Consider the following 14,423-nt stretch of genomic DNA (forward strand, 5'->3'; position numbering starts at 1 on the left):
ACCCGGAACAGGCGCCGAACATCGAAGCCCGCCCCGGACGACACCCCACCCCGGCACCGCCCCCGACCCAAAACCACCCCACCGCACCCCGCCCGACAGGGCAACACCCCGACCGGGCACCGCACCGCCGGGCACCGCCCGGCAGGACAGCACCGCAACCGCACCCCCGCCCGACACGGCAACCGCCCGGCAGGGCAACACCCCACCCCCGAACCACCCGGCCAGGGTCACCCGCACGCCCCCCACCGCGCGTACACCGCCACCCGCCCCCCGCGCACCGCCGCCACCGAGCAGCGCTCGAAGCCCGCCGCCAGCGCCTCCCGCTTCGCCGCCTCGGCCGGGTACGGGTCCAGGGGCTGGCCGGGCGGGTCCAGCAGGGCGATCACCCTCGGGGAGGCCAGGACCGCCGCACGGACGCGGTCCGGCGGGAGCTCCGTCCCGTGGAGGGTCCCCGAGGCCACCGGCTCCCCGGACAGGGCCACGTCGCGCAGGATCCCGTACACCCCCGGCGACGACAGCAGCCACTCCCGCCGCCGCGAGGGCATGAACAGCACCGCGTCCCCCGGCAGCGCCCGCTCCCGCACCGCCGCCGCGACGGCGAGCGCGTCGTCCTTGCGCGCCTCCGGGGTCCGCAGCCACACCGACCACGCCCCGAACGGCAGCAGGAGCACCCCCACCAGCGCCCACGGCAGCCACGGCAACCACCCCCGCACCCCCGCCAGCCGCACCCCCGCGAGCACCGCGAGGCCGGCCAGCGCGTAGAGGACGTACCGGTCGACGTACCAGGGGTGCACCACCGAGACGGCGATGAGCACCCCCGGCGGCAGCAGGGCGAGGGGGGCGGCCGCCCGGACGGCCCGCCGGTCGGGAACCCCCCGGGCCAGCAGGATCACCGCCGCCACGACCACCCCGTACGCCGCCCAGTCCTGCCACGAGGGCCGCCCCAGCCACCCCAGCTGCGCCTGCGCCTGCCGCGCGCTGACCAGCGCCAGCGGCAGCAGCCCGGCGAGGACGGCGCCCGCCGCCCACCGCCAGCCCCGCGCCCGCCATGCGGTGAACGCGTGCGCCGGCAGGGCCAGTACGGCGAACTCGTGCAGCCAGCACCCCAGCAGCAGCACCACCGCGTAGGCGGCCCACCGTTCGCGCAGCATCAGGTACGTCGCCCAGGCCACGGCGGCCGCGACCAGTGCGTACGAGCGCCCCTCCTGCGCGTACGTCTGCACCGGCGGCAGCACGGCGTACGCGGTGCCGGCGATCAGCGCGGCCCGCTCCCCCGCCAGCCGGTGCGCCACCGCGGCCACCCCGGCGGCGGCGAGGGCCGTGCCGGCCACGGACGGCGACCGCAGCGCCCACAGGCCCCCGTCCCACAGGGCGAAGACCGCGTGCATCAGGAGGTAGTAGAGGCCGTGCACGGCGTCGACCTGGCCCAGCAGTTCCCACAGCCCGCCGAGGGGCCGGTGCGCGACCTGCCAGGTGGTGGACTCGTCGCGCCACATGCTCCCGCCGCGCGCAAGCCCCCACAGCCCGAGGAGGACGGCGGTCAGCGGGGGCAGCCAGCGCCAGGGGGTGATGCGGCGGATGACGGCCTCCGGGTGCTTTCCGTTGCGGGGCGGGGCCTCCATACTCGGTGTTCGTCGGAGTACCTGCGGAGGTGGGTGTGCGAGCGATCCGAACGGCCGGGGCCGCGGCGGCGGTGCCGCTGGGCGCGTTGCTGGTGCTGGCGGGATGCGCCGGCGAACCCGGCGGGGCCCCCGAGGCGACGGCGGCGACGGCACCCCGGACGGCACCGGCGACGGCACCGGCGTCCACGACCGCCACCGCGACGCCCCCGATGCCCCCGACCCCGCCCCCGTCGCCCCCGGCGCCCGCGGCCACGCCGGCGCCCGCCACACCGCCCCCCGCCGCGCGGACCCTGGTCCGCGTCACCCGCAGCGGAGGTTTCGCCGGCCAGACCCGTACCGTCCTCGTCAACGGCGACGGCTCCTGGACCCTGGTGGACGGCAAGGCCCGTGACCTGCGCTCCGGGAAGCTGGACCCGCCCCGGCTGGAGGCCCTGCGGTCCGCGCTGCGGGAGGCGGACTTCGCGCGCCTGCCCCGTGTGGCGACGGCCGATCCGCCGGTCTACGACGGGTTCACGTACGCCTTCGTGCACGGCGGTTTCGAGGTCGCCGCGGACGAGACCGCGCTGGCCCCGGCCCTGCGGAAGGTGCTGGACGCGCTGCCCGGATTCGGCGCGGCGGGATGAATCTCTGATTCCGGATGACCCCGGCTCCTGTCCGAACCCCGCATAGCCGCAGGCCGGTGCCTCCTCTACGCTGCACCCCATCACGCGGGATCTTCAGGGGCGGGACATGGAACAGACACACACCACCCACAACGTCGCCGCGGCCACCCCAGGTGCCCAGCGGCGCGTGCTCGTGGTCGAGGACGACCGCACCATCGCCGACGCCATCGCGGCCCGGCTGCGGGCCGAGGGCTTCCAGGTGCAGGCGGCGTACGACGGGCCTGCCGCCGTCGCGGCCGCCGAGAGCTGGCAGCCCGAGCTGCTGGTGCTGGACGTCATGCTGCCCGGCTTCGACGGGCTGGAGGTCTGCCGCCGGGTCCAGGCCCAGCGGCCGGTGCCGGTGCTGATGCTCACGGCCCGGGACGACGAGACCGACATGCTGGTCGGTCTCGGGGTCGGGGCCGACGACTACATGACGAAGCCGTTCTCCATGCGCGAGCTGGCCGCGCGGGTTCACGTACTGCTGCGCCGGGTGGAGCGGGCCACGCTGGCCGCGACGGCCCCCCGCGGGGCGACGCTGCGCCTGGGCGACCTGGAGATCGACCACGCGCAGCGCAGGGTGCGGGTGCAGGCGGAGGACGTGCACCTGACACCGACCGAGTTCGACCTGCTGGTGTGCCTGGCGGGGACGCCGCGGGCGGTGCTCTCGCGGGAGCAGCTGCTGGCGGAGGTGTGGGACTGGGCCGACGCGTCGGGGACCCGTACGGTCGACAGCCACATCAAGGCCCTGCGGCGGAAGATCGGCGCTGACCGGATCCGTACGGTCCACGGCGTCGGGTACGCCCTGGAGACCCCGGCGCAGGCGTGAGCGGCCCGTCCCGCGGGCCGGGGCCGCGGCCCTACTCGCCGTTCTCGATCAAGACGAAGCTGGGCGTGCTCGTCGTGGTCTCGGTGTTCATCACCACGGGGCTGCTGATGGTGGCCCTGCGCACGGCCACGGAGCTGCGGTTCATCACGGTCTTCTCGGTGATCGCCTCGATGCTGATCACCCAGTTCGTGGCGCACGGCCTGACGGCGCCGCTGGACGAGATGTCGACGGTGGCCCGGGCGATCTCCCACGGGGACTACACGCGCCGGGTGCGCGGTGCCGGGCGCCGCGACGAGCTCGGCGATCTGGCCTCGACGATCAACCGGATGGCCGACGATCTCGAGGCGGAGGACAGGCACCGTCGAGAACTGGTCGCGAACGTCTCGCACGAGCTGCGCACGCCGATCGCGGCGCTGCGGGCGGTGCTGGAGAACGTGGTGGACGGGGTCTCGGAGGCCGATCCGGAGACCATGCGGACCATGCTCAAGCAGGCCGAGCGGCTCGGCCGGCTGGTGGAAACCCTGCTGGACCTGTCGCGGGTGGACAACGGGGTGGTGCCGCTGAAGGCGCGCCGGTTCGAGGTGTGGCCGTATCTGTCGGGGGTGCTGAAGGAGTCGGGGCTGGCGGCTGCCGGGCGGCCGGGGCTGACGTCCGGTTCGGGTGGACATACCCGTAATGACGTGCATCTTCACCTGGACGTGCATCCTCCGGAACTGACCGCGTACGCGGACGCCGAGCGGCTGCACCAGGTGGTGGCGAACCTGATCGACAACGCGGTCAAGCACAGTCCCGCGCACGGCCGGGTGACGGTCCGGGCCCGGGCCGGGGAGGCGCCGGGCAGCCTGGCGCTGGAGGTCGTGGACGAGGGGCCGGGGATCCCGGAGGCGGAGCGGCACCGGGTCTTCGAGCGGTTCAACCGGGGCTCCGCCGGGGCCGGGGACGGCGCGGGCGACGGGGGCACCGGTCTGGGGCTGGCGATCGCCCGCTGGGCCGTGGGCCTGCACGGGGGTCACATCGGTGTGGCCGAATCGTCACGGGGCTGCCGGATCCTCGTCACCCTTCCGGGCAGCTCACAGGTGCCGTCTTGACGTAGGGTTCGAGAGGGAAGGACATGATCTCGGCCACACGTGCCCGAGGTCGTCAGGGGTGCGAGGCCTAGGGGGTCGCAACCTGGCTGCCCCCTACCCGAACCACGCTTGTTTCCCGCCATTCCGATGGGTGAAACCCGCCGTTCGGTGTGACCTGCGCGACGGAAGTCCCGCCCGGCCTGCATCACACGCCCTGGGAGGCGTAGCCTTTATCCCCGCTGTCCATACCTTGTGAAGCGGAAGAGGGCGGTTGCCGCCGTGTCGCCACAGTCCCCCAGTAACCCGAGCACCACGACCGACGCAGCAGAGGGCGGGAAGAACCCCGCCTCAGGCTTCGGCGCGAATGAGTGGCTCGTCGACGAGATCTATCAGCAGTACCTCCAGGACCCGAATTCGGTCGACCGGGCCTGGTGGGACTTCTTCGCCGACTACAAGCCGGGGGGCGCTGCCGCCCCGGTGAAGGCGGACGAAGCCGTCAAGACCCCGACGACGGACGGCGCCTCCGCACAGGCCGCCACCGCCACCGCCGGGATTCCGCAGGCCGTCGACGCCGCCACGGGGGCGGCGCCCGCCGCGCCCGCCGCCGCGCCCACACCTGTGTCAGCTCCTGCCCCTGCTCCTGCCACCCCCTCTGGTGCCCCTGCTGTGACTGTCACCTCCCAGGCCCCGGCCGCCGCACCGGCCGCGCCCGCCCCGGCTCCCGCCGCCACCACGCCGGCCCAGAAGGCCGCGCCCGCCACCGAGGCCCCCGCCGGGCCCGAGCTGGTGACGCTCCGCGGCCCCGCCGCCGCCGTGGCCAAGAACATGAACGCCTCGCTGGAAGTGCCGACGGCCACGTCCGTCCGCGCCGTCCCGGTGAAGCTGCTGTTCGACAACCGCATCGTCATCAACAACCACCTCAAGCGCGCCCGGGGCGGGAAGATCTCCTTCACGCACCTGATCGGCTACGCGATGGTGCAGGCCATCAAGGCCATGCCGTCCATGAACTACTCCTTCGCGGAGAAGGACGGCAAGCCGACCCTGGTCAAGCCGGAGCACGTGAACTTCGGCCTCGCGATCGACCTGGTGAAGCCGAACGGCGACCGCCAGCTCGTCGTCGCCGGCATCAAGAAGGCCGAGACCCTCAACTTCTTCGAGTTCTGGCAGGCCTACGAGGACATCGTGCGCCGCGCCCGCGTCGGCAAGCTGACGATGGACGACTTCACCGGCGTCACCGTCTCGCTGACCAACCCCGGCGGCCTGGGCACCGTCCACTCGGTGCCCCGCCTGATGCCCGGACAGTCGGTCATCATGGGCGTCGGCTCCATGGACTACCCCGCCGAGTTCCAGGGCACCTCGCAGGACACCCTGAACAAGCTGGGCATCTCCAAGGTCATGACCCTGACCTCGACCTACGACCACCGGGTCATCCAGGGTGCGGCCTCCGGCGAGTTCCTGCGCATCGTCGCGAACCTCCTCCTCGGCGAAGAGGGCTTCTACGACTCCGTCTTCGAGTCGCTGCGCATCCCGTACGAGCCGGTCCGCTGGAACCGCGACATCGACGCCTCGCACGACGACGACGTCACGAAGGCCGCCCGCGTCTTCGAGCTGATCCACTCCTACCGGGTCCGCGGCCACGTCATGGCCGACACCGACCCGCTGGAGTACAAGCAGCGCAAGCACCCCGACCTCGACATCACCGAGCACGGCCTCACCCTGTGGGACCTGGAGCGCGAGTTCGCGGTCGGCGGCTTCTCCGGCAAGTCCATGATGAAGCTGCGCGACATCCTCGGCGTGCTGCGCGACTCGTACTGCCGCACCACCGGCGTCGAGTTCATGCACATCCAGGACCCGAAGCAGCGCCGCTGGATCCAGGACCGCATCGAGCGCCCGCACACCAAGCCGGAGCGCGAGGAGCAGCTGCGCATCCTGCGCCGCCTGAACGCGGCGGAGGCCTTCGAGACCTTCCTGCAGACGAAGTACGTCGGCCAGAAGCGCTTCTCCCTGGAGGGCGGCGAGTCCGTCATCCCGCTGCTCGACGCCGTCATCGACTCGGCCGCCGAGGCCCGCCTCGAAGAGGTCGTCATCGGCATGGCCCACCGCGGCCGCCTGAACGTCCTCGCGAACATCGTCGGCAAGTCGTACGCGCAGATCTTCCGCGAGTTCGAGGGCAACCTCGACCCGAAGTCGATGCACGGCTCCGGCGACGTCAAATACCACCTGGGCGCCGAGGGCACCTTCACCGGCCTGGACGGCGAGCAGATCAAGGTCTCGCTCGTCGCCAACCCCTCCCACCTGGAGGCGGTCGACCCGGTCCTGGAGGGTGTCGCCCGCGCCAAGCAGGACGTCATCAACAAGGGCGGTACGGACTTCACCGTCCTGCCGCTGGCGCTGCACGGTGACGCGGCCTTCGCCGGCCAGGGCGTGGTCGCCGAGACGCTGAACATGTCGCAGCTGCGCGGCTACCGCACCGGCGGTACCGTCCACGTCGTCATCAACAACCAGGTCGGCTTCACCGCCGCCCCGGAGTCCTCGCGTTCCTCCATGTACGCGACCGACGTGGCCCGCATGATCGAGGCGCCGATCTTCCACGTGAACGGTGACGACCCGGAGGCCGTGGTCCGCGTCGCGCGGCTCGCCTTCGAGTTCCGCCAGGCGTTCAACAAGGACGTGGTCATCGACCTCATCTGCTACCGCCGCCGCGGCCACAACGAGTCCGACAACCCGGCGTTCACGCAGCCGCTGATGTACGACCTGATCGACAAGAAGCGCTCGGTGCGCAAGCTGTACACCGAGTCCCTCATCGGTCGCGGCGACATCACGCTGGAAGAGGCCGAGCAGGCGCTGCAGGACTTCCAGGGCCAGCTGGAGAAGGTCTTCGCGGAGGTCCGCGAGGCCGCCACGCAGCCCGCGGTCGCCGCGCCGGCCCCGGCCCCGCAGGCCGACTTCCCGGTCGCCGTGAACACGGCGATCTCCCAGGACGTCGTCAAGCGGATCGCCGAGGCGCAGGTCAACATCCCCGAGGGCGTCACCGTCCACCCGCGCCTGCTGCCGCAGCTGCAGCGCCGCGCGGCGATGATCGACGACGGCACCATCGACTGGGGCATGGGCGAGACCCTGGCCTTCGGTTCGCTGCTGATGGAGGGCACCCCGGTCCGGCTGTCCGGCCAGGACTCCCGCCGCGGCACCTTCGGCCAGCGCCACGCGGTCCTCATCGACCGGGAGACCGGCGAGGACTACACCCCGCTGCTGTACCTGTCGGACGACCAGGCCCGCTACAACGTCTACGACTCGCTGCTCTCCGAGTACGCGGCCATGGGCTTCGAGTACGGCTACTCGCTGGCCCGTCCGGACGCGCTGGTGCTGTGGGAGGCCCAGTTCGGTGACTTCGTCAACGGCGCGCAGACCGTCGTCGACGAGTTCATCTCCTCGGCCGAGCAGAAGTGGGGCCAGACCTCCGGCGTCACGCTGCTGCTGCCGCACGGCTACGAGGGCCAGGGCCCGGACCACTCGTCCGCGCGTCCGGAGCGCTTCCTCCAGCTCTGCGCGCAGAACAACATGACGGTCGCGATGCCGACCCTGCCGTCGAACTACTTCCACCTGCTGCGCTGGCAGGTCCACAACCCGCACCACAAGCCGCTGGTCGTCTTCACCCCGAAGTCGATGCTGCGTCTGAAGGCGGCGGCTTCGAAGGCGGAGGAGTTCACCACCGGTTCCTTCCGTCCGGTCATCGGCGACACCGCCGTGGACCCGAACGCGGTCCGCAAGGTCGTCTTCTGCGCCGGCAAGGTCTACTACGACCTGGAGGCCGAGCGGGAGAAGCGCGGCATCACGGACACCGCGATCATCCGCATCGAGCGTCTGTACCCGCTGCCGGGTGCGGAGCTCCAGGCGGAGATCGCCAAGTTCCCGAACGCGGCGAAGTACATCTGGGCGCAGGAGGAGCCGGCGAACCAGGGTGCGTGGCCGTTCATCGCGCTGAACCTGATCGACCACCTCGACCTGGCGGTCGGCGCCGACATCCCGTCGGGCGAGCGCCTGCGGCGCATCTCGCGCCCGCACGGCTCGTCGCCGGCGGTGGGTTCCGCCAAGCGTCACCAGGCGGAGCAGCAGCTGCTGCTGAACGAGGTCTTCGAGGCGTAGTCGCCGGCGCGACCCGCACGGAGAAGGAAGGCCCGGCCCCTCTGAGGGGGCCGGGCCTTCCGGCTGTTCCGGGGGTCCGCGTGCGTTACGGCTGAGGTTCGAAGTCCCAGTAGGGGCGGGTGCGCTGGCGGGCCGAGACGGTGTGGACGTGCTGGGGGCCGAGGGTGCGGGTGAGGGCCTTCAGGGCGGTGTCCTCGTGCCTGGAGGCCTCGGTGTCCTCGCGTACCGAGCGCAGGTCGGCGGCCAGGGCGGTGCGGGCGCTGAGCGCCATCGGGTGGTCGGGGCCGAGGACCCGTTCGGCGCCGCGCAGGGTCTCGCGGCTGAGGTCGAGCGCGGCTTCCAGGCGGCCGGTGATGTTGCGGTGGCCGGTGGCGTTGAGGGCGCAGCCCAGGGTCCAGGGGTGGCTGTCGCCGAGGGCGCCGCGCATGCCGACCAGGGCCTGTTCGGACAGGTTCAGGGCCTCGGTCCGCTCGCCCTGGGCGCGGAGCACCAGGGCGAGGTTGCCGACCGTGCCGATGCTGTACGGGTGGGCGAGGCCGAGCTGTGACTGGTAGCCGCGGACGACCTCCTCGGAGATCCGGCGGGCCTCCTCGATGTCGCCGTACTCGCGCAGGTAGGTGGCGTAGTCGGAGGCGACCATCAGGGTCCAGGGGAAATCGGCGCCGAACACCCGGGTGGAGCGCTCCAGGACGCTGCGCAGCCGGGCTCCGGCGCCGGGGATGTCGCCGGTGCGGCGCAGGCACTGGCCGAGGTTGTGTTCGGCGCGCAGGGTCTGCGGGTGGTTGGCCCCGAGGACCTGGACGTGCAGTTTGAGGCCCTGTTCCTGGCGGGCCAGGGCTTCTCGGTAGCGGCCCATCAGGCGCAGGCCCATGGCGCAGCCGATGCCGGAGGAGAGGGTGGCGATGTGCCGGACGCGCAGGACGCGTTCGCGGCGGCGCAGGGTGTCCAGGTCGGTGTCGTAGGCCTCCTGGTAGCGGCCGAGGAGGCGCAGGACGACGGCGACGTTGTTCTGGGCGCCGAGGGTGGTGGAGTCGTCCTCGCCGAGGAGTTCGCGGTAGGTGGTGAAGGCGTGCTCCAGCAGTTCCCGGGCCCGGTCGAACTTGGCGGTGCTGAGGAGGACTCCGGCGTAGGTGCTGGTGGCGCGGAGGGTTTCCAGGTCGCGGTCGCCGCGTTCGGCGAGGAGCCGCTCGGCGACGGAGCGGGCGAGGGCCTCGGCCTGCCGGAAGTGGCCGAGCATGCGCAGGGCGCCGCCGTAGTGGTAGCTGAGTTCGCGGACCTGGTCGTGGTCGTCGCCGAGCATGGCCCGCCAGACGGCGTCGGTCCGTTCCGACAGCCGCAGGCAGGTGCGGTACTCGCCGGCGAGGATCAGGTAGCGCAGGCAGTGCAGCAGGAAGTTCTGGATGCGGGGGTTGCTGCTGGTGAGCACCCCGGCGTGGTCGAGGTGCGGGACGAGTTCGGCGTAGCGGGGCCAGAGCCGGGAGTCGGTGGGGCGGCCCGGGTCGGCGGCGGCGAGGACCCGGCGGACGGCGCGGGAGAGCTGTTCGGCCTCGTCCTCGGCGAGGTTCTCGCGGACGATGTTGTGGACCATGCGGTGCAGTTGGACGGTTTCCAGGCCGCCGCCCTCCTCGACGGAGAGGTCGGAGTACTCCAGGCGGACGACGGAGAACTGGACGAGCTTGTTGAGGGCCGCGTTCCAGCGGATCTGGTCGTTGAGGATCCCGGCGAGGTGCTCGGGGACGCCGTCGGCGGGGAATTCGCGCAGCAGGCGCAGCGGGACCCGGCCGGGGGCGAAGAAGACGAACAGCCGCAGCAGGGCGAGGGCGTCGGGGAAGGTCTCCCGGACGTTGTTGAGGAGTATGGCCAGGGCGGTCGGGAAGGGCAGCGGGTAGTCCTCGGAGAGGGTGACGGCCTCGTGGGAGTCGAGGCGGTTCTGGAGGAGGGCGAGGTACTCGCCGACGCCGAGCGGGGAGTCGGCCAGCCAGCCCGCGGTCTGGTCGAGGGCGAGCGGGTAGTCCTCCAGGGCGTCGGCGAGCTGGTCGGCCTCGTCGCCGGTGAGACGGCCGGCGCGGCGGCGGATGAAGGTGACCGACTCGGGCCGGGCGTAGAGGGGGACTTCGACGAGGCTGGTGTGCCGGGCGGCCCATTCGCGGTTGCGGGAGGTGATGATGACGTCGCCGGCGCCGGAGGGCAGCAGGTCGGTGAGGTCGTCGGGGTGGTCGCAGCCGTCGAAGACCATCAGCCAGCGGTGGTACGGGGACCCGCGCCGCAGCGCCTCCAGTACGGCCCGGATCTGCTCGCCGTAGCTGCCGGAGCCGGGGGGCAGGCCGAGCGCGGGCGCCAGGTCGGCGAGCCGCTCGCGCAGGGTGGGCCGGTCCTCGGCGGGCACCCACCACACCACGTCGTACTCGGAGGCGAAGCGGTACGCGTACTCGGTGGCGACCTGTGTCTTTCCGACGCCGGAGAGCCCGAGCAGGGTGACGGTGGAGGCTCCGGGCGGAGCCTCGGTGAGGGCGTCGCGCAGCCGGCCGATGACGTCGTTGCGGCCGGTGAAACGCGGGTTGCGGCGCGGAACGCGGCCCCAGACCTCGGGCGGGTCGTTGGGGAAGCGGGGGCCCCTGCGGCCGCTCTCGGTGCCGATCCGGTCGGTGGGCAGCTCCAGCCGGCGCAGGACGCGGTACTCGGCCTCGTAGGCGTCCAGGCCCCACAGGTCGGTCTTCTCCAGCACGGCGACGGCGCTGGGCAGCGGGGCGTCGGTGAGGCAGACGGCGGCGAACCGGCCGGGGTGGGAGGCGGTGACGGTGCGCAGGGCGGTGTTCCACTCCTCGTCGGTGTGGGTGCCGGCCGAGAAGTAGCGCTCGCTGAGCACCACGAGGACCCTGCCGCCCGCCCGGGCCAGGTCGTCGAGGGCCGCGGTGAGGCCGGAGCCGCTCGGGTCCCAGCGCTGGAGGGCGACGCGGTGTCCGTGCTCCTCCAGCCGGTGGGCGATCCACACCGCCCAGGGGCGGTTGAAGCCCGCGAAGCTGATGACGAAGCGCTGCGCGGGGGCGGCTCCGTCGCGTTCGTGACGCATGGCGGTACCGGTCATGCGGCCGTCTCCCTGGGGTCCGTGCGGTGGACGGGTGCGGGGCGGTGCGGAGGGGCTGGCTTGAAAGGTACCGCAGCGGACGGGGTGTCATACCCCCACGAACGGGGCGAGTTCGGGGTGTGCCGCGCACCAGGCGCGGCGTTCGCGTTCCAGGGCGCGGCGCGCGCCGGTGTGCTGGTCGCCGGGCGGCGGGGTGGCGTCCATGGCCCGCTCGGCGGCGGCCATGCCGTCGACGAACTCGCGGCCGGTGACGGTCAGTGCGGGGTCCGCGCGCAGGACGGGCAGGACGGCGGCGACCTGGGCGCGGATCCTGGCGTGCTGGGCCCAGGCGCCGCGGGCGCCGTAGAGGGCGGCGTGCTGCCAGTACCCGGCGAGGGCCAAGTGGGCGTACGTCCCGTGCAGCAGCCCCTCCAGGGGGCGCGGGTCGGCCCGCCAGGGCGCCCAGTAGCGGGGGGTGCGGTCGGCGGTGTGCAGGGTGAGGACGTCGGCGAGGGCGGCCAGCTTGCCGTGCTGCACCTCGTGGACCAGCGTCGCGGCCAGGGCGGGCGGGGCCTGCGCGCGGGCCAGGACGGAGCCCGCGGCGGCGGGCAGGGTGGCGCCGCTGGAGCGGGTGCCGCCGGCCAGCGGGACGACGGAGCGCAGCAGCCGGCCGGTCTCCTCGGCGCGCGCGGAGTCGTAGCGTTCCAGCAGGGTGTGCGCGCCGGCCCACTGGATGTCCCAGCGCTTGTGCCCCTTGGGGGTGAGCCGGCGGGCCGGACGGACGGGGGCCGTGCCCGCGGCCGGGTCCGGGGGCGGGACCCGGTAGGGGTCGAGGTCGTCGAGGGAGGTCTGGCCGCCGCCGGGCAGGGTGTGCAGCGGCAGGACGTCGGCGGTGTCCCAGGAGCGTTCGGTCAGGGCGAGCCGGCCGGGGCCGTGGGGGCGGAGCAGGCCCAGGGTGGGCAGCACCAGGCGGCCGTTGACGGGCCGCAGGGTGGTCTTGAAGCCGATTCCGGCGCGCAGCGCGGCGGCCGCGGCGAGCGCCCCGAGGTGCCCGAGGTCGGGCGGGGGGCCCTGCGGGGCGTGCAGGCGGCGCAGGGTCTCCTCGGCCCAGACGCCGGTGGCGGGGTAGTGCAGTACGTCCCGCACGGCGGCCGGGTCCTGGCGTTCGGCCTCCTCCAGCAGCGCCCAGTGCTCGGCGGTCTCCGCGCCGGGGGCGGCGTCCAGTACGGCGCGCAGCAGGAGCAGCCGCTTGGAGCGGCGTACGTCGCGTACGAGGCGGGTGCCCTCCTCGGAGGGTTCGGTGGAGGCGAGGGTGCGCAGGGTGTGGGAGCTGACGGTGAACCGGGCGAGGCCGGGCGTCCCGGGCGGTGCGGTCCGCTCGGGCTGCTCCGGCCGTGCGGGAGTGCCGGGGGCGTTGCGCTGCGCGGGGAGGCCGGTGCCGGTGCCGTGGGTCATGAGGCGGCCCGCCCGGTGGTGGTGGCGGCCTCGTGCAGGGCGCGGGCGATGTGCCGGATGACGGCCTGGAGGTCGGCGCAGTACACGGACGGCTGGCGGAAGCCCTCCCCCGCCCGGTAGCGGTGCGGGTAGTGCCCGCCGCCGCACACCTCGACGAGCTCGCAGGCGCGGCAGTCCGCGGCGAGGGCGTCCCTGCCGAGCTGGCGGGCGGCGAAGCCGGGGTGGTCGAGCAGTTCGTCGAAGCTGTGGTGCTCCAGGGTCATGCCGGTCGAGGCGGCCCCCTCGTAGGCGGACTTCAGCGAATCGGCCTGTTCGATGCTGCCGTCGGTCTCGACGACGGCCGTGGTGACGGGCGCCAGGCCCAGGGTCTCGGTGGCGGTGGGCAGGCCGAGCAGCAGGGCGATGACCTCCTCGAAGATGCGGATCCTGGTGCGCCGCGCCCCCTCGTGCCACCAGCGTTCGAAGACGGCCAGGAGCCAGTCCGCGTACGGGGTCCCGTGCCCGGTGCTGCCGGGCGGCGGGCTGCTCCAGTTGCCCAGGGGCAGCAGCAGGCCGACGCTGGGCGGGGCGAAGGAGAGCAGGGACTCGTACGTCTCCACCGGGTCGTGGGCGAGGTCCACGACGCACAGCAGCCCGGCGTAGCTCTCGGGGTGGCGGGCGAGCAGCCGCAGCCCGCGGGCGGCGGCGGCGAAGCCGGGGCGGCCCGCGTGGTCGACGCGGCGCCGGTTGTGGGCGGGCAGGCCGCCGTCGAGGCTGACGCCGACCCGGATCCCGGCCGCGGCCAGCGCGGCGATCCGGCCGGCGGTGAGCAGGGTGCCGTTGGTCTGCACGCCGGCGGTGACGCGGGTGCGGGGCGCGTGCCGGGCGACGGCGTCCCGTACCGCCTCGACGGGGGCGGCGAGCACGGAGGGCGCGGCGAGGAGGGGTTCGCCGCCGTGCAGGACGAGGTCCACGCGGGGCAGGTCGTGGGCGGCGGCGTGCTCGGCGATCCGTTCGGCGGCGCGCAGGGCGGTGGCGGGGTCCATGGCGGCGGGACGGGTGCGCCAGCTGTGGTCGGCCATCTCGTAGACGTAGCAGTAGGTGCAGGCGAGGTTGCAGCGGCTGTGCGTTTTGAGGACGAACTGCCGGACGGGCTGCGGGCGGTGGCCCGCGGCGCGCAGGGCGGGGACGTCGAGGCGGGCGTACGGCCAGCGGGCATGGCGGGCGTGACCTGCGAGGGTCCGGTGCACGGGCAGCGCGGGACCGCTCGTGATCGCTTGGCTCATCGCCTGTACCTCTCCCCTGCGGACGGTCCATCCCTGCCCTCCGCACGGGCCCGGCTAACGGCGGAAAGTGGTCAACTCCGGGCACGGGGCGGCGGCCGTCAGGAGACGCCCGAGTCGAACGCGTTGAGGATTTCGGCGGGGTGCGTGACCCGGTCCACCAGGCCCGCGATGACCTCGGCGAGCACGGGGTGGTCGATCCCGCGCAGCGCCGCCAGGTCGAGGCCGGAGAGGTCCGGGAGCCCCGGTCCCGGCCCGGGGCACGGGCGGGCCGGTCGTGGTGCTGCCGCTTCCTGACGTCCGGTCATCATGGGCTGCCCGTCCCCTTGTCGTGTGTGGT

Annotated in this window: 9 protein-coding genes; 4 read left to right on the forward strand and 5 right to left on the reverse strand. The window is 73.5% G+C overall.

Annotated features, from left to right (window positions below):
- Positions 1-227: 227 nt before the first annotated feature.
- Entirely contained in the window at positions 228-1,622 is a 1,395-nt protein-coding gene (locus tag ACZ51S_RS33635; protein ID WP_468479478.1) for a glycosyltransferase family 39 protein, read from the reverse strand.
- Between the two features lie 35 nt (positions 1,623-1,657).
- Between ACZ51S_RS33635 and ACZ51S_RS33640 the strand changes: the two genes are divergently transcribed.
- The 4 genes from ACZ51S_RS33640 to ACZ51S_RS33655 all read left to right on the forward strand — a co-directional run bounded on the left by ACZ51S_RS33640 (position 1,658) and on the right by ACZ51S_RS33655 (position 8,302).
- Positions 1,658-2,245, forward strand: a complete 588-nt coding sequence (locus ACZ51S_RS33640; RefSeq protein WP_468963042.1) for a hypothetical protein — start codon at positions 1,658-1,660, stop codon at positions 2,243-2,245.
- Between the two features lie 106 nt (positions 2,246-2,351).
- Positions 2,352-3,092 (forward strand): response regulator transcription factor, encoded by a 741-nt coding sequence (locus ACZ51S_RS33645; RefSeq protein WP_388939650.1) that lies wholly within the window; start codon positions 2,352-2,354, stop codon positions 3,090-3,092.
- Entirely contained in the window at positions 3,089-4,180 is a 1,092-nt protein-coding gene (locus ACZ51S_RS33650) for a HAMP domain-containing sensor histidine kinase (RefSeq protein ID WP_388939649.1), read from the forward strand. Before ACZ51S_RS33645 ends, ACZ51S_RS33650 begins: the two co-directional genes overlap by 4 nt.
- A gap of 258 nt (positions 4,181-4,438) precedes the next feature.
- The gene (locus tag ACZ51S_RS33655; protein WP_468889359.1) at positions 4,439-8,302 is read left to right on the forward strand and encodes a multifunctional oxoglutarate decarboxylase/oxoglutarate dehydrogenase thiamine pyrophosphate-binding subunit/dihydrolipoyllysine-residue succinyltransferase subunit; all 3,864 of its coding nucleotides are present in this window, start codon (positions 4,439-4,441) and stop codon (positions 8,300-8,302) included.
- An 85-nt stretch (positions 8,303-8,387) separates the two neighbouring features.
- On the opposite strand, the gene fxsT is transcribed toward ACZ51S_RS33655, so the two are convergent.
- The 4 genes from fxsT to fxsA form a co-directional block, all read right to left on the reverse strand.
- Entirely contained in the window at positions 8,388-11,387 is a 3,000-nt protein-coding gene (gene fxsT / locus ACZ51S_RS33660; RefSeq protein WP_468479481.1) for an FxSxx-COOH system tetratricopeptide repeat protein, read from the reverse strand.
- A gap of 87 nt (positions 11,388-11,474) precedes the next feature.
- On the reverse strand, positions 11,475-12,821 hold the full coding sequence (locus tag ACZ51S_RS33665; RefSeq protein ID WP_468479482.1) for an HEXXH motif domain-containing protein: 1,347 nt from the start codon (positions 12,819-12,821) through the stop codon (positions 11,475-11,477).
- Entirely contained in the window at positions 12,818-14,086 is a 1,269-nt protein-coding gene (locus ACZ51S_RS33670; protein WP_388939644.1) for an FxsB family cyclophane-forming radical SAM/SPASM peptide maturase, read from the reverse strand. The genes ACZ51S_RS33665 and ACZ51S_RS33670 overlap by 4 nt, the downstream gene beginning before the upstream one ends.
- 98 nt (positions 14,087-14,184) lie before the next feature.
- Positions 14,185-14,394 (reverse strand): FxSxx-COOH cyclophane-containing RiPP peptide, encoded by a 210-nt coding sequence (gene fxsA, locus ACZ51S_RS33675; RefSeq protein WP_468479483.1) that lies wholly within the window; start codon positions 14,392-14,394, stop codon positions 14,185-14,187.
- Between the last annotated feature and the right edge of the window lie 29 nt (positions 14,395-14,423).

This window comes from Streptomyces sp. NPDC034043, from assembly GCF_055575675.1.